The organism is Mycobacterium sp. Dal123C01 (assembly GCF_052566995.1).
In genome coordinates this window covers 2,659,183-2,678,698 of record NZ_CP199580.1, presented here as the reverse complement: position 1 = coordinate 2,678,698, position 19,516 = coordinate 2,659,183, and the positions used below count along the sequence as shown (strand labels likewise).

The 19,516-nt window shown below is 67.3% G+C and carries 16 protein-coding genes and 1 pseudogene; 3 read left to right on the top strand and 14 right to left on the bottom strand.

Annotated features, from left to right (window positions below):
• Positions 1-40: 40 nt before the first annotated feature.
• Positions 41-1,255, bottom strand: a complete 1,215-nt coding sequence (gene glgC / locus ACTXG5_RS12860; protein WP_445164004.1) for a glucose-1-phosphate adenylyltransferase — start codon at positions 1,253-1,255, stop codon at positions 41-43.
• Between the two features lie 206 nt (positions 1,256-1,461).
• On the opposite strand from glgC, the gene glgA reads away from it, so the two are divergent.
• Positions 1,462-2,625, top strand: coding sequence for a glycogen synthase (glgA, locus tag ACTXG5_RS12855; RefSeq protein WP_445164003.1), 1,164 nt, complete (start codon positions 1,462-1,464; stop codon positions 2,623-2,625).
• A 34-nt stretch (positions 2,626-2,659) separates the two neighbouring features.
• Here glgA and ACTXG5_RS12850 read toward each other — a convergent pair whose 3' ends face one another.
• The 7 genes from ACTXG5_RS12850 to ACTXG5_RS12820 all read right to left on the bottom strand — a co-directional run bounded on the left by ACTXG5_RS12850 (position 2,660) and on the right by ACTXG5_RS12820 (position 8,355).
• A complete protein-coding gene (locus ACTXG5_RS12850) occupies positions 2,660-2,827 on the bottom strand; it encodes a DUF3117 domain-containing protein (protein ID WP_003406247.1) in 168 nt (55 codons plus the stop codon).
• A gap of 213 nt (positions 2,828-3,040) precedes the next feature.
• Entirely contained in the window at positions 3,041-3,619 is a 579-nt protein-coding gene (locus tag ACTXG5_RS12845) for a DNA-3-methyladenine glycosylase I (protein WP_445164002.1), read from the bottom strand.
• The gene (locus ACTXG5_RS12840) at positions 3,616-3,969 is read right to left on the bottom strand and encodes a DivIVA domain-containing protein (RefSeq protein WP_445164001.1); all 354 of its coding nucleotides are present in this window, start codon (positions 3,967-3,969) and stop codon (positions 3,616-3,618) included. Before ACTXG5_RS12840 ends, ACTXG5_RS12845 begins: the two co-directional genes overlap by 4 nt.
• A 47-nt stretch (positions 3,970-4,016) precedes the next feature.
• The gene (locus ACTXG5_RS12835) at positions 4,017-5,012 is read right to left on the bottom strand and encodes a glucosyl-3-phosphoglycerate synthase (protein ID WP_445164000.1); all 996 of its coding nucleotides are present in this window, start codon (positions 5,010-5,012) and stop codon (positions 4,017-4,019) included.
• Complete coding sequence (gene folP / locus ACTXG5_RS12830) at positions 5,009-5,833, bottom strand: dihydropteroate synthase (RefSeq protein WP_445163999.1); 825 nt, start codon at positions 5,831-5,833, stop codon at positions 5,009-5,011. The genes ACTXG5_RS12835 and folP overlap by 4 nt, the downstream gene beginning before the upstream one ends.
• A 140-nt stretch (positions 5,834-5,973) precedes the next feature.
• Entirely contained in the window at positions 5,974-7,758 is a 1,785-nt protein-coding gene (gene fadD6 / locus ACTXG5_RS12825; RefSeq protein WP_445163998.1) for a long-chain-acyl-CoA synthetase FadD6, read from the bottom strand.
• A 33-nt stretch (positions 7,759-7,791) separates the two neighbouring features.
• A complete protein-coding gene (locus ACTXG5_RS12820) occupies positions 7,792-8,355 on the bottom strand; it encodes a TIGR00730 family Rossman fold protein (RefSeq protein WP_445163997.1) in 564 nt (187 codons plus the stop codon).
• Positions 8,356-8,455: 100 nt separating this feature from the next.
• On the opposite strand from ACTXG5_RS12820, the gene ACTXG5_RS12815 reads away from it, so the two are divergent.
• The gene (locus tag ACTXG5_RS12815; RefSeq protein WP_445163996.1) at positions 8,456-10,603 is read left to right on the top strand and encodes an AAA family ATPase; all 2,148 of its coding nucleotides are present in this window, start codon (positions 8,456-8,458) and stop codon (positions 10,601-10,603) included.
• On the opposite strand, the gene dapE is transcribed toward ACTXG5_RS12815, so the two are convergent.
• Complete coding sequence (gene dapE, locus ACTXG5_RS12810; protein WP_445163995.1) at positions 10,588-11,664, bottom strand: succinyl-diaminopimelate desuccinylase; 1,077 nt, start codon at positions 11,662-11,664, stop codon at positions 10,588-10,590. The genes ACTXG5_RS12815 and dapE overlap by 16 nt on opposite strands.
• Positions 11,665-11,700: 36 nt before the next feature.
• Here dapE and dapD point away from each other — a divergent pair, with 36 nt between their 5' ends.
• Positions 11,701-12,654 carry a 2,3,4,5-tetrahydropyridine-2,6-dicarboxylate N-succinyltransferase gene (gene dapD, locus ACTXG5_RS12805; protein ID WP_445164395.1) on the top strand — a complete coding sequence of 318 codons (954 nt, stop codon included), beginning with the start codon at positions 11,701-11,703 and terminating at the stop codon, positions 12,652-12,654.
• 9 nt (positions 12,655-12,663) lie between these two features.
• Here the strand turns inward: dapD and ACTXG5_RS12800 are convergent, their stop codons facing one another.
• The 5 genes and pseudogenes from ACTXG5_RS12800 to ACTXG5_RS12780 all read right to left on the bottom strand — a co-directional run bounded on the left by ACTXG5_RS12800 (position 12,664) and on the right by ACTXG5_RS12780 (position 19,495).
• Positions 12,664-13,947: an MFS transporter gene (locus ACTXG5_RS12800; RefSeq protein ID WP_445164394.1), complete on the bottom strand. Its 1,284-nt coding sequence runs from the start codon at positions 13,945-13,947 to the stop codon at positions 12,664-12,666.
• Positions 13,948-14,195: 248 nt separating this feature from the next.
• Positions 14,196-15,617: an acyl-CoA synthetase gene (locus ACTXG5_RS12795; protein WP_445163994.1), complete on the bottom strand. Its 1,422-nt coding sequence runs from the start codon at positions 15,615-15,617 to the stop codon at positions 14,196-14,198.
• Positions 15,618-15,743: 126 nt separating this feature from the next.
• Positions 15,744-16,576, bottom strand: a pseudogene (locus ACTXG5_RS12790) (SDR family NAD(P)-dependent oxidoreductase).
• Between the two features lie 26 nt (positions 16,577-16,602).
• Entirely contained in the window at positions 16,603-17,736 is a 1,134-nt protein-coding gene (locus ACTXG5_RS12785) for an alpha/beta hydrolase (RefSeq protein ID WP_445163993.1), read from the bottom strand.
• Between the two features lie 136 nt (positions 17,737-17,872).
• Positions 17,873-19,495, bottom strand: coding sequence for an AMP-binding protein (locus ACTXG5_RS12780; RefSeq protein ID WP_445163992.1), 1,623 nt, complete (start codon positions 19,493-19,495; stop codon positions 17,873-17,875).
• Positions 19,496-19,516: the final 21 nt, after the last annotated feature.

Below are 19,516 nucleotides of genomic sequence, written 5' to 3'. Positions count from 1 at the left end.
CGACCCGCTGCACCCGGCTACGCCGCGCTTGCGATCGTCACTAGACCCAAACGCCTTTGCCCACCGCGACCACGCCGCCGGCGCTGATCGCGAAGCGTTCCCGGTCCCTCTCCAGATCCACCCCGACCATCTCGCCGGGCCCGATCACGACGTTCTTGTCCAGGATCGCGTGGCGTACCACCGCGCCGCGGCCGACGCGGGCTCCCGGCATGATCACGCTGCCCTCGACGATCGCTCCGTCGTCGACCACGACGTTCGACGACAGCACCGAGTTACGCACCGAGGCCGCCGAGATGATGCTGCCCGCACCGACCACCGACTCCTGGGCGGAGCCACCGTTGACGAACTTGGCCGGCGCCAGGTTCTCCGTCGCACCGCGAATCGGCCAGCGCCGGTTGTACAGATTGAACACCGGGTGCACAGACACCAAATCCATGTGCGCGTCGTAGAACGCATCCAGCGTCCCGACATCGCGCCAGTAGGCCCGGTCGCGGTCGGTGGCGCCGGGCACCTCGTTGTCACAGAAGTCGTAAACGGCGGCCATGCCGTCGCCCACCAACCGCGGAATGATGTCACCACCCATGTCGTGATCGGAGTGGTCGTCGTCGGCGTCGGCGCGAATCGCGTCGATGAGCACCTTGGTGGTGAAGATGTAGTTGCCCATCGAGACGAACGTCGTCTCCGGGTCGTCATGCGTTCCCGGTGGCTCCAACGGCTTCTCCATGAAATTGCGGATCCGCCCGGAGTCGTCGGCGTCAATGCAGCCGAACGCGCTGGCCTCGCTGCGCGGCACCCGGATGCCGGCCACGGTCGCACCGGCCCCGCTGTCGATGTGGAACTGGACCATTTGCTCGGGGTCCATCCGGTACACGTGGTCGGCGCCGAAAACCACTATGTAGTCCGGGTCTTCGTCGTAAATCAGGTTGAGGGACTGATAGATCGCGTCGGCCGAGCCCGTGTACCAGCGCGGGCCGAGTCGCTGCTGCGCCGGCACCGGGGTGATGTACTCGCCGGCGAGACCGGACAACCGCCAGTTCTGCGAAATGTGACGGTCAAGTGAATGCGACTTATATTGCGTGAGAACGCAGATCCTCAGATAACGGGCATTGACGAGGTTGGACAGCACGAAGTCGATCAGCCGATAGGCGCCGCCAAAGGGAACCGCGGGCTTGGCCCGGTCCGCGGTCAGCGGATACAACCGCTTGCCCTCACCGCCGGCCAGGACGATGCCCAGCACCTGTGGTGCTTCCCTCATGGCTCCAAACCTATCGGCCGTCGCGAACCGCTGCCAGGGGGCGCTGTTCTGACGGTCTGTCCGTCAAGGTATTTGGCTCAGTTTGACGTACCGATCACGGTAATTGATCGCGCCGCCGGGCGCGCGGGCGGCATCGACGCCGAATTCACCAGCCGCTTTGCCATCCGACTCGCGGGCGGCGTCATCACCGAACTACGGTGCGGAGTATGCGGGTGGCGATGATGACTCGGGAGTACCCACCAGACGTCTACGGCGGAGCCGGAGTACACGTCACCGAGCTCGTCGCCCAACTACGCCGCCTGTGCACGGTCGACGTGCACTGCATGGGCGAACCCCGCCCGGGCGCCGTCGCACATCAGCCCGACCCGCGAATCCACGATGCCAATCCCGCGCTGTCCACCCTGTCGGCGGATCTGCTGATGGCCAACGCCGCATCGGAGGCCACGGTCGTGCATTCGCACACCTGGTACACCGGCATGGCCGGGCACCTGACCGCGTTGCTCTACGACATTCCCCACATTCTCACCGCCCACTCGCTGGAACCGCTGCGGCCGTGGAAGGCCGAGCAACTCGGCGGCGGTTACCGGGTGTCGACCTGGGTGGAGCGCACCGCGGTGCTGGCGGCCGATGCCGTTATCGCGGTGAGCGCCGGTATGCGCGAGGACGTGCTGCGGGTCTACCCCACGCTGGATCCGAGCCAGGTACACGTCATCCGCAACGGGGTCGACACCGACGTGTGGCATCCGGCCGGACCGGTGAGCACGGGGTCGGTGCTGGCCGAGCTCGGGGTTGATCCGAACCGGCCGATGGCGGCATTCGTCGGACGCATCACCCGGCAGAAAGGCGTTGGCCACCTGGTGGCCGCCGCGCATCAATTCAGCCCGGACGTGCAATTAGTGCTCTGCGCAGGCGCTCCCGACACCCCGCAGATCGCCGCCGAAATACGCACCGCGGTAGACGAACTGGCCCGCACCCGCACGGGTGTGTTCTGGATCCAGGAGATGCTCCCCGTCGGGGAACTACGCGAAATACTTTCGGCGGCGACAGTTTTCGTGTGCTCGTCGGTCTACGAGCCGTTGGGCATCGTGAACCTGGAGGCGATGGCGTGCGCAACCGCGGTGGTGGCCTCCGACGTGGGCGGAATACCGGAGGTGGTCGTCGACGGAGTCACCGGCTCGCTGGTGCATTACGACGCCGACGACCCAACCGGATACCAGGCGAGATTGGCCGACGCGGTAAATCAGCTCGTCGCGGACCCCGCGAAAGCCGAGCGTTACGGGCGCGCCGGACGCCAGCGCTGCATCGAGGAATTCTCCTGGGCGCAGGTCGCCGAGCAGACGCTGGAGATCTACCGAAAGGTATGTGTCTAGCGATCGATGACCCGACACCTTCGGTGTGGGGGCCTTAGCTGGTGACGCCCTTGAGTTCGTCGCCCAGGGCGGCGGCTTCGTCGGGCGTCAACTCGACGACAAGACGACCACCACCTTCAAGTGGTACCCGCATCACGATGCCGCGCCCCTCCTTAGTCGCTTCCAGGGGACCGTCTCCGGTCCGGGGCTTCATCGCCGCCATCGAGTGCTCCCTCCAGATTCGAGTGGACCCGTCCTCGCGAGCCTGGTCGGCGGCGAGCTAGCCCCGCCAGCAGATTTCCAGCCATACCCGACGTTGAACTGCCAAATCACTCCCCCATTGTTCCCTATTCGGGTCACCAAATGCACAAGACCCATCCCTAGGGCCCTCTCCGGGGCTATGGCGCCGGTTTGCCGGGCCCGGTTGCGCCCCACCTCATCGAGGCGAGGGGACCCAGCAATCGCGGACATGGTCGTCGACCATCCCGGTCGCCTGCATCAGCGCGTAAGCGGTGGTGGGGCCCACGAAGCGGAATCCGCGCCGTTTGAGTTCCTTCGCCATGGCCTTGGATTCGTCGGTAGCGGAAGGGATTTCGGATCCGTCGGCCGGGCGGGGCCGGGTCGGCGGCGCGAACGACCACAGCAGGTCGGACAGGTCTTCGGAAGAATCCAAGTCAGCCACCGCGCGCGCGTTGGCAATCGTCGCGTCGATCTTGGCCCGGTTGCGGACGATCCCGGCGTCCGCCATCAGCCGTTGCACATCCGCGTCGGTGAAGCGAGCAACCCTTCCGATGTCGAACCCGGAGAACGCGCGCCGGAAATTCTCCCGTTTGCGCAGGATCGTCAACCACGACAGGCCGCTTTGGAAGGCCTCCAGGCTCATCCGCTCGAACAGCGCCACCGGGCCGCGCAATGGGCGGCCCCACTCCTTGTCGTGATAGTCGCGGTACAAGTCGAAGTCGGGCCCGGGCCGGCCCAGCGCCCAGCTGCAGCGAATCAGCCCGTCATCGGTCACGCCGGACCCTCGCTCGTGGCGTCCGTGCCTTTCCCCGCGTCGGCTGCTTCTTTCCCCGCGACCGGCGAGGGGTGGACCGCCGCAAGCTGACCGCGCAGCGCCTCGAGCTCGCGGGCCAGCCGATCCAGCACCCAGTCCACCTCGCTGGTCTTGTATCCGCGCAGCACCTGGGTGAACTTGACCGCGTCGACGTCGGTGCCGGTGACACCGAATGCGGGCAGCACCGTCGCCGTCGTGCCCCGTGGCAGGGGCGGCAACTGCTCACCCCGACCGAACAGCAGGCTCGCCGCGCCGAAAAGCACGATCGCCACCAGCACCAACACCACGAGGTACAGCAAGACCAACGCCACGGAGTCGATAGTGCCCTATACCGCCGACAGCACGGCGAGCGTGGGCCCTATCGGGGCCGAACCCCGTTCATCGGCGGCCGGTCCGCCAGAGACACCGGCGAGGTGCGCTGGGTGTAGCCCTCGCCGTCGGCGAGGAACTGGGTCAACCCGACCCCGGAGTCGGGAATGCCGCAGCGCGAGAGCAGGGTCGCGATCACCTGGCGGCTCATCGCGCCCAGCTCGGCCAGCGGCCGGTTGCGATGCGCCCGCACACCCAGATTGACCTGGGCAATCGCGTCCAGGCCCAACCGGTCGAAGGTGTCGATCAGCAGGCCGATCTCCACGCCGTAACCCGGGGCGAACGACAGCGAGGTCAGCAGTTCCCGGGTGGCCGCGTACTCGCCGCCCAGCGGCTGCAATATGCAGCCCAGCTCGGGCCGCAGCGCCGCCAGCAGCGGCCGGGCGGCCAGCTCGGTCACCCGCCCCCCACCGGTGGAGGGCGCACTGCCATCCGCGTCGTCGACACCGTCGGCCTCGCGGACCATCAGGGGCCGCCGGTAGAAGCTTTTGACCAGGTGAATGCCGTCGCCGGTCAGCAGCGGGTCGACCAGCCAGGGCACGAACATCGGGTGCGGGTCGACCAGGTCGGAGTCGACGAAGACCACGATGTCGCCGCTGGTCGCGGCAAGCGAGCGCCACAACGCCTCGCCCTTGCCGGGCCGGGTCGGAACCTCGGGCAATGCCTGTTCCCGGCTGATCACCCGGGCGCCGGCCGTGATCGCGCGGATCTCGGTGTCGTCGGTCGAGCCGGAGTCGAGCACGATCAGCTCGTCGACCAATCCGTCGACCAGCGGTGAAATGCTGTCGACCACCGAGGCGACGGTTGCTTCCTCGTTAAGCGCCGGCAGCACCACCGAGATCGTGCGCCCCGCCTTCGCCTCTTCCAGTTGCCCCAGCGTCCGGCCAGGACGGCTCGAGCTGCGGTTGGACAGCCAGACGTCGCCGGGCCGGGCCGCGACGGCCCCGGTGGCGAGATCGCGTGCCACCAACTCCGATGCCGTCATGCCAGTCCCCTCACGGTGCGCGCCGGCGGGCGGGTGCCCTGGATCGAGGCGACCATTTCCAGTACCCGTCGGGTCGCGGCGACCTGATGCACCCGAAACACGCGCACCCCGGCGGCAGCTGCCAGCGCGGTGGCTGCCAGTGTCCCCTCAAGCCGTTCGGTCAATTCCACACCCAGAGTCTCCCCGACAAAGTCCTTGTTGCTCAAAGCCATCAGCACGGGCCACCCGGTCTTAACAAGTTCGTTCACGTGGCGCAACAGCACCAGCCCGTGGAAGGTGTTCTTGCCGAAGTCGTGGGCCGGGTCGATCAGCACCCGGTCGGCGGCCACTCCGGCGGCGACCGCCCGCTCCGCGGCCCCGGTCACCTGGCGAATCACGTCGTCGACCACACCGCGAGTGGTCGTCCCAAAGCTCACCCGGAAGGGACGCGTGCGCGGCAACGCGCCGCCGGTGTGCGAACACACCAGGCCGACGCCGAACTCGGCGGCCACCTCGGGCAGGGCCGGGTCGATGCCTCCCCAGGTGTCGTTGATCAGGTCCGCACCCGCCGCGCAGGCCAGTTTGGCTACCTCGGAGCGCCAGGTGTCGACGCTGATCAGCTGGTCCGGATAGGCGCCGCGCAGCCATTCGATGAACGGCACCAGCCGGGCGATCTCCATGTTCGCGTCGACGTTCTCGCCCGGGCCCGCCTTGACGCCACCCACGTCGATGAGATCGGCGCCTTCCGCGACGGCGCGGTGAACGGCGGCCCTGGCGGCCTCGTCGCTGAAGGTCGCGCCCTTGTCGTAGAACGAGTCCGGTGTGCGGTTGATAATCGCCATGACCAGCGCGCGATCCCCCGCAACGGGTCGGCCGCACAGAGTTGACTGCACACGTCCATAGTGCCCGGCCACCGCGGGGGCCTCAGCCTTGCGGTCGCTTACCGGCTCGAGCTGATGGGCCGCCGCGCTCCCCCAAGGCCTCAGCCTTGCGGTCGCTTACCGGCCGCCACCTCTTCGGGATATTCGCCGTAGTACGGCACATAGCCGTCGTCGCGGCCCGCCAGGACGTACAACGGGTCCTTCACGTCCGGGCCGTAGGCGTGCTCGCGCAACTCCACCTTGCGGCTCTTGAACGTCGTGGTGTGCTCCAGCGACTCCACCACCCGAACGAACAGCGGCAGCGCGTACGCGGGCAGCTGGCCATACACCGCGCGGGCCAGCGACTTGCCGTCGAACTCGGCGCCTTCGCGCAGCTGGACCGCGGCCATCCCGGCCCGTCCGCCGGTGTCTGGCACCTCGACGCCGAAGACGGTGCACTCCTCGACGGCCTTGTCCGATGCCAGCGCCGCCTCGACCTGCGTGGTGGCGACGTTCTCGCCCTTCCAGCGGAAGGTGTCGCCGAGCCGGTCGACGAAGGCGGCGTGCCGCATCCCTTGCGGGCTCATCACGTCGCCGGAATTGAACCAGCAGTCGCCGTCCCGGAAAGCGTTGCGCACCAGCTTCTTTTCGCTCGACGACTTGTCGGTGTAGCCGTCAAACGGCTGCAACCGGTTGACCGGGCTGAGCAACAGACCGGGCTGGCCGGCCGGCACCCGGTGCACCCGGCCGTCGTCGTCGCGCAGCGGAGCCCCGGTGTCAGGGTCGTATGCGACGTACACCAGTGGCATCGGCGCGATACCGGTCGTCCGGGGCACATTGAAGATGTTGATGAATGCCGTGTTGCCCTCGCTGGAGGCGTAGAACTCACACACCCGCGCGATGCCGAACCGCTTGGTGAATTCCTCCCAGATCTCCGGACGCAACCCGTTGCCGGCGATCAGACGCACCTTGTGTGCGCGGTCGGTGGCTTTGGCCGGCTGGTTGAGCAGGTAGCGGCAGATCTCGCCGATGTAGATGAAGGCCGTGGCCTGGCTGTCGATGACCTCGTCCCAGAACCGGGAGGCCGAAAACGACTTGCCCAGCGCCAGCGTCGCGCCGGAGTTGATCACCGACGACAGCGCCACCGTCAGCGCGTTGTTGTGGTACAGCGGCAGGCAGCTGTACAGGGTGTCGGAGCTCTTCAGCCGCAGCCCCAGCCCGCCGAACGCCGCGAGCGCCTTGAGCCACCGCAGATGCGTCATCACGCTGGCCTTGGGGAACCCGGTGGTGCCCGACGTGAAGATGTAGAAGGCGGTGTCTCGGGCGTGCACGGCCGCCACCGAATCCGGGTTGGTGGCCACCGCGCTCACGGCGAAGCGCTCCAGGTCTTCGATGGTCAGGGTCGCCCCGGCTCCCGACGAACCGGACTCGCTGACGGCGCTGACCAGGTCGGTCTCCGCAATCAGCACCTTGGCGTCGAGCAGGCCCAGGCTGTGCGCCAGCACCTCGCCGCGCTGGTGGTAGTTGAGCATGCCGGCGACGGCACCGCACTTGACCGTGGCCAGCATCGCCAACACGGTCTGGGGCGAGTTGCGCAGCATGATCGCGACGACGTCGCCGTGGCCGACGCCGCGCGCGGCCAGCACAGCGGCGTACCGGTTGGCGGCCGCGTTGGCCTCGCGGTAGGTCAGCTGCTGATCGCCGAACCTCAGGAAGACCCGGTCACCGTAGCGAGCGGCCCGCTCCTGAAACACGCTGCCGATGGACTTGTTCGAGCCGGGCTGGGCCAACAGGCCCGTCAGCGCGCCGCGGACGATCACCGGCAGGTCGGCCAGTACGCCCGGCAGCCCCGACGCGATATCGGTCAGGCCGATCCGTTTGCGTGCTCCCGCGCCGTGGTCGGACACGTGCTCCCTCGATTCCCCTTGACGCAGCCGACCTCAGATAGGGGCGCACGCCTCGATTGCGGCACCCACTTTATCGACCAGCACCAGCCGGTCCACCGCTACCTGCGAGATGTACCCGCTGTCCAGCAATCCGTTCAACCACACCAGCAAGCCCTCGTAGTGCCCCCACGGATCCAGCATCACCACGGGTTTGTCGTGCATACCCAGATAGCCGGTCGTCCACGCCTCGAACAGCTCGTCGAGCGTGCCGACTCCGCCCGGCAACACGATGAACGCATTGGAGCGGTCTTCCATGATCCGTTTCCGCTCACGCATGGTGTCGGTCACGATCAGCTCGTCGGCTTCTTTGTCGGCGAGCTCGCGCCGCACCAGCTGTTCGGGGATCACGCCGACGGTCCGGCCGCCGCGGGCGCGCGCCGCACTGGCCACCGCTCCCATCGCCGAAACATTCCCGCCGCCCCACACCAACGTCCAGCCGCGGTCTGCGATCGCTTCGCCGAGTTCGCCAGCCACGTCAAGCAATTCGGGATGCGTCGGTCCGGACGCGCAGTACACACATACTGCCCATTCACCTGAGGAATCGCCGTCGGGGCGCATAACCGCCAAGGTAGACCAAAGCCCACCGGACCGTACACATATGGGGCCTTCGCGCCAGCTAGTCACCGGCGGGACACCGCGCGGCAATAAACTCCCTTCGGTGCCGATTCGATGGAACGTCCCGCAACACGCGTCCACGTTGGAACAGCTGGATGCGGCCCTGAGTGACGGGGCGCAGCGCGGCGCGGTGGTGCTCGGACCCGACGGTGTCGGCAAGTCCACCCTGGCGCGGTTGGCCGCCGAGCACTTCTCCAGCGGGCACCCGAGCACTTTCATCCGCTGGGTCACCGGCACCCCGACCGAACGCGTGGTCCCGTTCGGCGCCTTCAGCCACGTGGTGGATATCGCCGACATGGGGAAGCCGGCCGCGCTGTTGCGAGCGGCGCGGGCCTCGCTGAGCCGTGACCAGCAGGGCGATCTGCTGCTGATCGTCGACGACGCCCACGACCTGGACATCCTGTCGGCCACCCTCGTCTACCAGTTGGCGCTGGCCGGCACCGCCCGGATGATCGTCACCGCCCGTGCGGACGCGGCGCCCGAGGCCATCGCGGCGCTGTGGACCGACGGCCTGCTGGACCGCATCGACGTCGACGCGCCCGGCGAGGCCACCAGCCCCGCCGAGGTCGACACCTTCATCGCCGAATTACCCGCCGCAGCGCGCGCGGTGCTCGACTATCTCGCCGTCGAGGAACCGCTGTCGCTTGCCGATCTCACCGTGCTGGCCGGCGACGGCGCGGTCAGCGAGGCGCAGGACTGGGGCGCGGCGGAAACCCGGGTGCGTAACGAGGATGCCGACAATCCGGTGGTGTACACCGCCCACCCGCTGTTCTCCGAACGAGCGCTGGCCGCACTGGGCGCCGAGGGTGCCCGGCAGCGGCGCACCGAGGTGGTCACGCTGCGTTCCCAGCACCCGATGCACCACCTCAGCGACCGGCTGCGGCTGGCGTCCCTGGCGCTGGACAGCGATGCCCCGCAGCCGGTAGCCGAGGTCGTCGATGCGGCGCAGCAGGCGCTGCGGCTCGGTGATCTCACGCTCGGCGAGCGACTGGCCCGCTCCGCGCTGGAGCGCTCCTCAGATGCCGAGGCACTCGCGGCGCGGCTGCCGCTGGCCAATGCCCTGGCGTTTCAGGGCCGTGGCCGGGAGACCGAGGCGCTGCTGGCCGCGGTCGACTCCGCCGCACTGTCCGAACCGGAGCTGATGACGTGGACCCTGCTGCGGGCGGCCAATCAGTTCTTCATGCTCAGCGAGCCGGAGCGGGCCACCGCATTCCTGCAGACCATCCGCAATCGCGTCCCCGACATCGGCCCGCGCATCACCCTCGACGCGCTGAGCGCAACCTTCGCGATGAACGCGGGCAACATCGGGCATGCCGTCGAGATCGCGCACACGGTGCTGGCCTCACCGGCGGCCGACGACCAGGCGGTGGCCTGGGCGGCGAGCGCGGCCACGCTGTGTTCGGCGCGGCAGGGCCGGTTCGCCGACGTCGAGCCGCTGGCGCGGCGCGCCCTGGGCGCCGAGCACCCCGGGCTGCTGCGGTTCACGGTCGGCCTGGGCGAGACGACGACCCTGGTGATGGCGGGCCGGCTCGACGCGGCGACCGAACTGGCGCAGCAGTTCACCGATTTCGCCGAATTGCAGCAGCCGGGCCGCGCGATCGGCGAGGTGCTCCTCGCGCATGTACTGATCGCCGCCGGCAGATTCGGCGATGCCGTAGCACTGCTCGGCCCGGCGGCCGCCGCCCTGGAACGCACCGGCTACTCCTGGGGGCCGCTGTCGCTAATGCTGCTGGCCACCGCGCTGGCCCAGCAGGGCGACATCGCCGGTGCGGCAAAAGCCTTGAGCAGAGCGGAATCTCGACACGGAACCAAGTCGGCTCTGTTCAGCCCCGAGCTGGGTGTGGCGCGGGCCTGGCGGCTGGCGTCTGAACGCGACTCGCACGGCGCGGTGGCCGCAGCCCGTGACGCGGCCCGGATGGCCGAACGCCGCGGGCAGTCGGCCGTGGCGCTGCGCGCCTGGCACGAGGCCGTCCGTCTCGGGGACATCCGCGCGGTGGACCCGTTGGCCCGACTGTGCGGCGACGTCGACTGCACGCTGGGACAGCTGGCCCTGGCTCACGCGAAAGGGCTGGCGACAAGCGACGAGGCGGCGCTGCGCGCGGTGGCCGAGGAACTGTCGGCGGTCGGTCTGCACGCGGCGGCCACCAGTGCCGCCGCGCAGGCGCAGCAGTGCGCTCAGCCGCCCAAGTAGGGCCGCAGCATGGTCACCGCGGCGGTGATCGCGGCGACGGGCACCCGCTCGTCGCGCCGGTGCGCCAGGTTGGGGTCGCCGGGTCCGAAGTTGACCGCCGGTATGCCCAAAGCGGCGAACCGGGACACGTCGGTCCAGCCGTACTTCGCCCGGACCTGTCCGCCGGCGGCCTCGACCAGAGCCTTGGCGGCCGGCTGCGCCAGGCCCGGTAGCGCGCCCGCCGCGCCGTCGGTCTGCTCGATGCCCACGTCGATCCCGTCGAACACGTCGTGCACGTGTTGCAGCGCCTGCGCCGGGGACCGGTCGGGCGCAAAGCGGTAATTGACCGTGACCGAGGCGGCGTCGGGGATGACGTTGCCGGCCACCCCGCCGTCGACGCGGACGGCGGACATGCCCTCGCGGTACTCACACCCGTCGATGTCGACGGTGCGTGCCTGATATCGGGTCAACCGATCCAGCACCGCACCCAGTTTGTGAATTGCGTTGTCGCCCAGCCAAGAACGCGCCGAATGCGCCCGTGTCCCGGTGGCGCTGACCACGACTCGCAGCGTGCCCTGACAGCCGGCCTCGATGTAGCCCGCGGTGGGCTCGCCCAAGATAGCGACGTCGGCGGACAACCAGTCCGGCAGTTCACGCTCGATGCGGCCCAAACCGTTTGCGGCCGCGTCGATTTCCTCGCAGTCGTAAAGCACCAGCGTCAGGTCGTGCGCCGGTTCGGCCACCGTGGCGGCCAGATGCAGAAAGACGGCGTCACCGGATTTCATGTCCGCGGTGCCGCAGCCGTGCAACACGTCGCCCTCGTCGTCGGTGCTGCGGCGGCTGGGCAGGTTTTCGGCCGCCGGGACGGTGTCGAGATGACCGGCGAGCAGCACCCGCGACGGCAGGTTTCGCCGCGTGCGCGCCAGCACGGCGTTGCCGTTGCGCACGATCTCGAAGCCGGAGGTCTGAGCGCGCAGCGCGGCCTCTACCTCGTCGGCGATGCGCGTTTCATCTCTCGACTCGCTCGGGATGTCGACCAGCGCCGCGGTCAACTCGATCGGATCCCCATGCAAGTCCAGCACGGGGCCAATCCTAGTTGGCAAGGCGAGGGCAGTAACCTGACCGCCGTGACTGGAGCTGCAGGTATCGGGTTGGCGACGCTGGCCTCGGACGGATCGATCCTCGACACTTGGTTTCCCTCACCGGAACTGACGGAATCGGACACCAGCGCCACGTCGCGCCTCGCGCTGTCTGATGTTCCGCCGGAGCTGGCCGCGCTGGTTGGACGAGACGACGACCGCAATACCGACACCGTCGCCGTCCGTACGGTCATCGGCTCACTCGACGATGTGGCCGCCGACGCCTACGACGCCTACCTGCGGCTGCATTTACTGTCTCACCGCCTGGTCGCGCCGCACGGGCTGAACGCCGGCGGCTTGTTCGGGGTATTGACCAATGTGGTGTGGACTAATCACGGGCCGTGCGCGATCGACGGTTTCGAGGTGGTCCGCGCGCGGCTGCGCCGCAAGGCACCGGTGACCGTCTACGGCGTCGACAAGTTCCCCCGGATGGTCGACTACGTCGTGCCCACCGGCGTCCGCATCGCCGACGCCGACCGCGTGCGGCTGGGCGCGCACCTGGCGTCCGGCACCACCGTGATGCACGAAGGCTTCGTCAACTACAACGCCGGCACGCTGGGCGCGTCGATGGTGGAGGGCCGCATCTCGGCCGGTGTGGTGGTAGGCGACGGCTCAGACATCGGCGGCGGCGCATCGATCATGGGCACGCTGTCCGGCGGTGGCACAGAAGTCATTTCGATAGGCAAGCGGTGTCTGCTCGGCGCCAACGCGGGCCTGGGCATCTCGTTGGGCGACGACTGCGTCGTCGAAGCCGGCCTGTATGTCACCGCGGGCACCAAGGTCGTCACACCCGAGGGCAAAACCATCAAGGCTCGCGAATTGTCCGGCGGCCACAACCTGTTGTTCCGCCGCAATTCGGTGAGCGGGGCCGTGGAAGTGGTGGCTCGCGGCGGTCAGGGCATCGCCCTCAACGAGGACCTGCACGCCAACTGAACTAAACGGCTACAGCTTTGTTCCGCGGGTCTCCGGCAGCAGGTAGGTGGAGACCAGGCTGGCCAACGCGAGGGTGCCCAGCATGACACCGATCGACCAGCTGCCGTAGGTTGCCAGCAGCGTTCCGGCGATCAGCGGGGGCAGGGCCCCACCGATCACCCCGGCCAGGTTTACCGACAGCGCCGATCCGCTGTAGCGATACCGGGTGGCGAACAGTTCGGGAATGAACGCCCCGGTGGGTCCGCTGCCAATACCGTTGATGGCGAAGATGCCGACGATCGCGACCGCGTACAACGCCGGTTTGCCGGTGTCGATCAGCGGGATCACCGCAAACGACCACAGCAGACAGCCTGTCCAGCCCACCAGCATCATTCGGCGGCGCCCGACTCGATCACACAGGCTCGCCGAGATCACCACGGAGACGATGCTCACCAGACCGCTCAGCGCCCCGACCGTCCAGATGAACTCGCGCGAGTAATTCAGGTGGGTGCGGGCGTACATGGCGAAGTAGGTGTTGCCCATGTAGACCAGGGCCATCGAGCCCAGGATGCTGCCTCCGGCCAGGACGATCTCGCGACCCTGCAGCCGCAGCGCCTCGGTCACCGGCGCCTTGGGCACCAGGTCGCGGGCCTTTTCCTCGACGAACACCGGGGTTTCGTCGATATTGAGCCGCACGTACAGGGCAAGCGCGATCAACACTCCGCTGATCAGGAACGGCACGCGCCATCCCCACTGCAGGAATTCGGGGCTGTATTCGCCAATCGTGACATTCACCCCGAGGAAGGTCAGGTTGCTCAGCACGCCGGCAACCCCGCCCCCTAGCAGGGTGAACATGCCGTACAGGCCGCGTTTGTTCGCGGGGGCGTACTCGGCGCTGAGCAGGGCCGACCCGGCGAATTCGCCGCCGACGGCAAACCCCTGCATGAGCCGAAGTGCCATCAGGATCAATGGCGCGGCCATCCCGATGGATTCGGTGGTCGGGACGAGGCCCACGCCCATCGTGGAAAAGGCCATGATCAGCAGCGTGGAGATCAGCGTCTTCTTGCGGCCCAGCCGGTCCCCGAAGTAGCCGAAGACGGCCGCACCGATGGGCCGGGACAGGAAGGCCGTCGCGAATGTTCCCATCGAGGCGACCATGGCGACCGCGGGACTGAGGTTCGGAAAGAACACCGCGGGAAACACCAGCGCAGCCGCGGTGCCGTAGATCAGGAAGTCGTAGAACTCGATTGCCGAGCCCACCAGGCAAGAGGCCGCGACCCTGGCTAACGGCGTGGTGCGCGGCGCGGCCGCCATCGTCGCGGCCGACTCCGCGGTGCGGATTGACTCACCCACGGCACATCCCTAACTGTCCCCTTGGTGTGTGTTTGCCTGCATGCCCACAAAACGAAAGTAGGCGAACCGGTGAACTCTCGCCCGTCGGAAGACCTGGCAATATCCTGCGTGTCGCTTAAAGTTCCAGCTGACAACCCAAGTTGTGACCTGTTGGTTACCCGACCGGTATGACGGCCCTCAAACCTGCATACCAGAAACTGCTCGGGCTCTCATCCCTCGGACAGCAGCTGCTTCTTGACGACCTTGCCCATCGCGTTGCGCGGCAAGGCGTCCACCAGCCGCACCTCACGCGGCCTCTTGTGTATCGAAAGGTCTTGGGCGACAAAGTTAATCAGTTCGTCACTGTTGAGATCGGACGAACCGACGACGAATGCGACAATCCGCTGGCCCAAGTCCTCGTCGGGCATGCCGACAACGGCCGCTTCCTGCACACCCGGATGCCCGAGCAGCGACGTTTCGATTTCGCCTGCGCCGATGCGGAATCCACCCGATTTGATCAAGTCAACCGACTCGCGGCCCACGATGCGGTGCATGCCCTGCTCGTCGACGACCGCGACGTCGCCGGTGCGGTACCAACCGTCGGCATCGAAGGCCTCGGCGGTGGCCTCCGGCCGATTCAAGTACCCGTCGAACAGCGTCGAGCCGCGAACCTGGAGCTTTCCGACGGTTTCCCCGTCGTGCGGAACGGGGTCGCCGGCGTCGTCGAGCAATCTGGTCTCGACTCCGGCCACCGGCAGGCCCACCCAGCCCGGTCGGCGCTCACCGTCGGCTCGCGTCGACACCGTGATCAACGACTCCGAGGCGCCGTACCGTTCGATGGGCCGGTGCCCGGTCAGCTGTTCCATCCGGTCGAACACCGGCACCGGCAGCGCCGCGCTTCCGGACACCAATAGCCGTGCCGGTCGCAGTGCCTCGGCGGCGGCCTGATCGGCCACCACGCGCGACCACACCGTCGGCACCGCGAAAAACAGGGTGCCGCCGGATTCCGAACTGGCCTGCGCATAGCCCGCCGGGGTCGGTTTTCCGGTGTGCACGAAGCGATTTCCGACCCGCAACGACCCAAGCAGACCCAGCACCAACCCGTGTATGTGGAACAGCGGCAGTCCATGCACCAGCACGTCGTCGGGTGTCCACTGCCAGGCCTGCGCCAGCGCGTCCAGGTCGGCGGCGATCGCCCGGCGGCTCACCACCACGCCCTTGGGCAACCCCGTGGTGCCCGAGGTGTAGATGACCATGGCGGTGGCCTCGGGTGCCGGCTCGGGATAGCGATGCCAGGAGCGGGCGTGCAATCGCACCGGGATGTGCGACAGCCCACCGAGCTCGTCAGGCTCCGGGCCCAACCAAGCCTTCACTCCGGAGTCGGTCAGCATGTGCCGGCGTTCGGCTCCGCCGGCATCGGAGGGCACCGGGACGAACGGGACGCCGGCCATCAGGCAGCCCGTGATCGCCAGCACGGTCGACACGGACGGGGTGGCCAGGACCGCGACCCGGTCCGCGCCACCGACGCGTTCGGCCACCGACGTCGCGCCACCGAGCAGGTCACTGCGGCTCAGGACGGCGCCATCGATCTTGACCGCATCGGGGATGTCGGTGGCGGTAACGGCAGCGGGGTTCAGGGATGCCAGCAGCACTTCAGCAGGTTACCGAGACAAGCTGGCAAACCTGCGTCAGGGCTGCTCCTCTCAGAGCTTCATCAGGATGGGCAGGATCTCCGCTCCGCGTCGAGGAGTCGACTCGATCAAGAATCGCCTTCCCAGTCATCCCTGTGCGTCGATCGCCAGCTGTTGCCAACGTTCCCAGTTTTTGATGCGTTGGCGGTAGATCTCTTTGACTGTTGGCAGCGCTAATTTTCCAAAGAACGCACGCATCGGGGGCTTTGCTGTGTCAACAAGTCGCAGAAGGGCAGCCGCCGACCTGTGCGGATCGCCCGCCTCGGATTGCATCTTTTGGCGAGTCTCATCGTAGGCGCGGTACGCCTCTGCGTAAGCCTCGTTCACCCGAGCGTGTTTCGCTGATGAGCCAGCCCAGTCGGTCTTGAACCAAGCTGGCTCCACGAGGGTACGTGGATCCCATGCGAGGCGACCTCGTGGGCCAACGCTTCAGAAAGGCCCTCCAGCGCCCACTTCGACGCGTGGTAAATACCCAGATTCGGGAAGGACGCGACACCCGCTACGGAGGAGACCTGGATGATGTGGCCGCTGTGTTGGGCGCGCATGATCGGCAATGCAGCCTGGGTAACCCACAGTGCGCCAAAGAAGTTGGTCTCTAGTTGGCCACGGACCTCGGATTCGGTCAACTCTTCAACGAACCCGAACTGACCATATCCCGCGTTGTTGACGACGACGTCAAGCTGCCCGAAGTGCTCGTGCGCCGTACGCACCGCGCCGAAGGCCTCAGACCGATCAGTAACGTCAAGCCGGATACGAAATAGCAGGTCGGCGAATTCATCCTGCAGATCGTCCAGCGTGCCGATGTCCCGCGCTGTTGCGGCGACCTTGTCACCGCGCCGGAGTGCGGCCGTTGTCCACTGCCTGCCGAAACCCCTTGCCGCACCGGTGATAAACCAAACTTTCGGTTGACGCTGTTCCATCGTTGTCTGCCTGATCGCCGGGTTCGTCAGCGACGGACGGGACTATGGCGATACTCGCCGCTGAGGTGTGCCCGGAGCGCGGCAATACTCTCTTCGATCGCCAGCCCGACAGCGCCGCCGAGGCCACCGAAATTGATGAAGGCGTGCGTGAGTGATCCCATCTCGCGCAGGTCCACCGCAACACCTGCCGCCCGCAGCGCAGCGGCGTAGTCGCGACCCTCATCGCGCAGCGGATCGAACCCCGCAGTGATCACCAGCGCAGGGGGCAGCCCCGACAGGTTCTCGGCCCGCAGCGGAGCGACCCGCGGGTCGGTATCCGCAACATCCGATCCGTCCAGGTACTGCAGATGGAACCAGTCCTGGTCATGCTGCGTGAGCAGGAATCCGTCCGCGAACACGGTCCTCGAGCGGGTCGGCGCACTCGCATCGGTGAGCGGGCAGATGAGCCACTGCAGAGCGGGCAACGGGCCACCGTCATTGCGGGCCAGCTGCGCGACGACCGCCGCCAGCGTGCCCCCGGCGCTGTCACCGCCCACCGCGATACGACCGGGTATCGCGCCCAGGTCCAGCGCACGCTCGGCGGCCCACCGGTACGCGGCATAGGCGTCGTCAACCGCGGCTGGCGCCTTGTGCTCGGGCGCCAGCCGATAGTCGACCGAGAGCACCGCCACGTCGCCATCGCGGCATATCCGATGGCATAGGTCGTGGTAGGAGTCCAGGTCGCCGAACACGAAGCCGCCGCCGTGGTAGAAAACCAGCAATGGCACCGGCCCGACGTCCGACTGCCGGTAATGCCGCGCGGGGATCGGGCCCGCCGGGCCCGGAATCGCCAGATCTCTGACCTCCACGGGCGGCACCGCGGCGGCGAGTGCCAGGCAGGCCTCCCGCATCTGTGTGCGGGTGGCGGCCACGTCATCCCCGACGACCACGCCCTCCGCGCCGATGGCGCGCCGGGCCGCCAGCAGCGCCTGGGTGGTGAGATCGAGGGTGTTGCCGTCGATGGTGATCCGCCGTCCACCCGATAGCAGCCGCTTGACCACGTCGGGCAGCGCCGGCAAGACCGTGGGCGCCATCCGGGTGGCCAACCGCTGGACCGCTGCATGCGGTGAACGCCGTCGCCCGACGGGTCCGCGTCCGACGTTGATGCTGTCATCGTTCACAATCTGTCTCCGCTCCTGTTGTGCGTGCCTAAGAGGCCAACGACCTTCTACTGGAACAACTTTCGAAATTCTTGGAACCGTCTTGGACTTCATCAGCTTGAACTCGTGCTGGACGGGTCGACTCGACCCAGGGACGTCAATCAACGCGTGCCCTCAGGTCCTTGCGCAGGATCTTGCCCGCGGCCGACTTGGGGATGGCGTCGATGAACTCGACCTGCCGGACCTTTTTGTACGGCGCCACTTCTCCAGCGACGAAGTCTGTCACCTCGGCTTCGCTTAATTCTGTCCCGGATTGCCTGACCACGAACGCCTTTGGGATCTCCTGCCCCGAGTCGTCGACCACTCCGACCACTGCGGCATCGGCAATCGCAGGGTGGGTCAACAACAACGCCTCCAGTTCAGCAGGCGGAACCTGGTGGCCCTTGTACTTGATCAGCTCTTTGAGCCGGTCGACGATGTAGACGCAGCCGTCGGAGTCCACGCAGGCGAGATCACCTGTGTGCAAAAACCTCTCGTCGTCGATGGTCTCCGCGGTGGCCTGCTCGTTACCCAGGTAGCCCGCCATCACATTGGGGCCCCTGAACCACAATTCTCCGGTGGCGCTACGACCCTCGTTCGGAACGCCAATCTCCGTGCCCGTTTCGGGGTCGACGATCTTGCATTCTGCGTTGGGCACCGTCCACCCGCAGGAGCTCAGCGGGGCGATCTTCCCGAAGGGATGCTCGCTGCCATGGGCCGGAATGAAATGGCTAACCGGGCTGAGCTCGCTCATGCCGTAGGCCTGCACCACCTGGCACCCAATCAGCTCCTCGACCAGATGGCCGAGGTTCTCATCCAGTGGTGCCGCAGCCGACACCACAGTCCGAAGCGAAGACAGGTCATGCGAATTAGCCCGACGATTCTTGGCCAGCGCCAACGCGATTGGCGGCGCGATGAACACTATGGTGCAGCGGTGGTACTGGATATTGGCCAGGAACTTGTCGAGATCGAACGCAGCCATCACGATCAGCCGGCTCCTGGTCCGCAGCGCCCCGTTGAGCACGGTCATCCCATAGATGTGGAAGAACGGCAGCACCGCAAGAACGTTGTCGTCGACCGTCATAGGCAGCATCGGCTGGATCTGCGCAACATTGGCCACCAAGTTGCGATGGGTCAGCATCACGCCCTTGGGGTTCCCGGTGGTTCCTGAGCTGTACGGCAGGACAGCCACGTGCGTCGCCGGATCGAAGCTGACCTGTGGCGCCTGCCGACCCGCCCCGAGCAAGTCCGCACCGTTGGGGTGCCCGCCCGTGGCGCCGCCCCCTCGAAGGCCCGCGCCGTCGAGGACGACGACGTCGGCATCGGACAGGCCGACCACGGCGGCGGCCTTCTCGGCGCGCTCGACCAGCGGTGCGACGGTGATCAGCATCCGGGCATGCGAGTCGGACACCTGCTTGGCTATCTCGTTGGCCGTCGCCAGGCCATTGATCGTGGTGGCCGTCGCGCCTGCCCGCAGGATTCCGTGAAACGCGACCGCGAACGCGGAGCTGTTGGGTGACAACAGGCCCACCACGTCGCCGACACCGATCCCGCACTCGGCCAGTGCACCGGCGAACAAGTCGATGTGGGCGAGTAACTCGCGATAGGTGGTCTGCGCGCACGTGGTGGCGTCAACCAGCGCGACGTGGTCCATCTCGCTTTCGGCGATGCCGCCGAATAAGTAACCGTGGACGCTGGTGTCTGGGATTTCGACATCGTGATACGGGCTGGAGAAACTCATGGGAATCCGATCTGCTGGTTG

Coding starts and splice junctions, on each gene's coding strand:
- ACTXG5_RS12850 (WP_003406247.1), bottom strand. CDS start 2,827: ATGGCGGCGATGAAGCCCCGGACCGGAGACGGTCCCCTGGAAGCGACT.
- folP (WP_445163999.1), bottom strand. CDS start 5,833: ATGGCGATTATCAACCGCACACCGGACTCGTTCTACGACAAGGGCGCG.
- ACTXG5_RS12780 (WP_445163992.1), bottom strand. CDS start 19,495: ATGAGTTTCTCCAGCCCGTATCACGATGTCGAAATCCCAGACACCAGC.
- glgC (WP_445164004.1), bottom strand. CDS start 1,255: ATGAGGGAAGCACCACAGGTGCTGGGCATCGTCCTGGCCGGCGGTGAG.
- ACTXG5_RS12800 (WP_445164394.1), bottom strand. CDS start 13,947: ATGGCGGCCGCGCCGCGCACCACGCCGTTAGCCAGGGTCGCGGCCTCT.
- ACTXG5_RS12820 (WP_445163997.1), bottom strand. CDS start 8,355: ATGCGCCCCGACGGCGATTCCTCAGGTGAATGGGCAGTATGTGTGTAC.
- glgA (WP_445164003.1), top strand. CDS start 1,462: ATGCGGGTGGCGATGATGACTCGGGAGTACCCACCAGACGTCTACGGC.
- ACTXG5_RS12835 (WP_445164000.1), bottom strand. CDS start 5,012: ATGACGGCATCGGAGTTGGTGGCACGCGATCTCGCCACCGGGGCCGTC.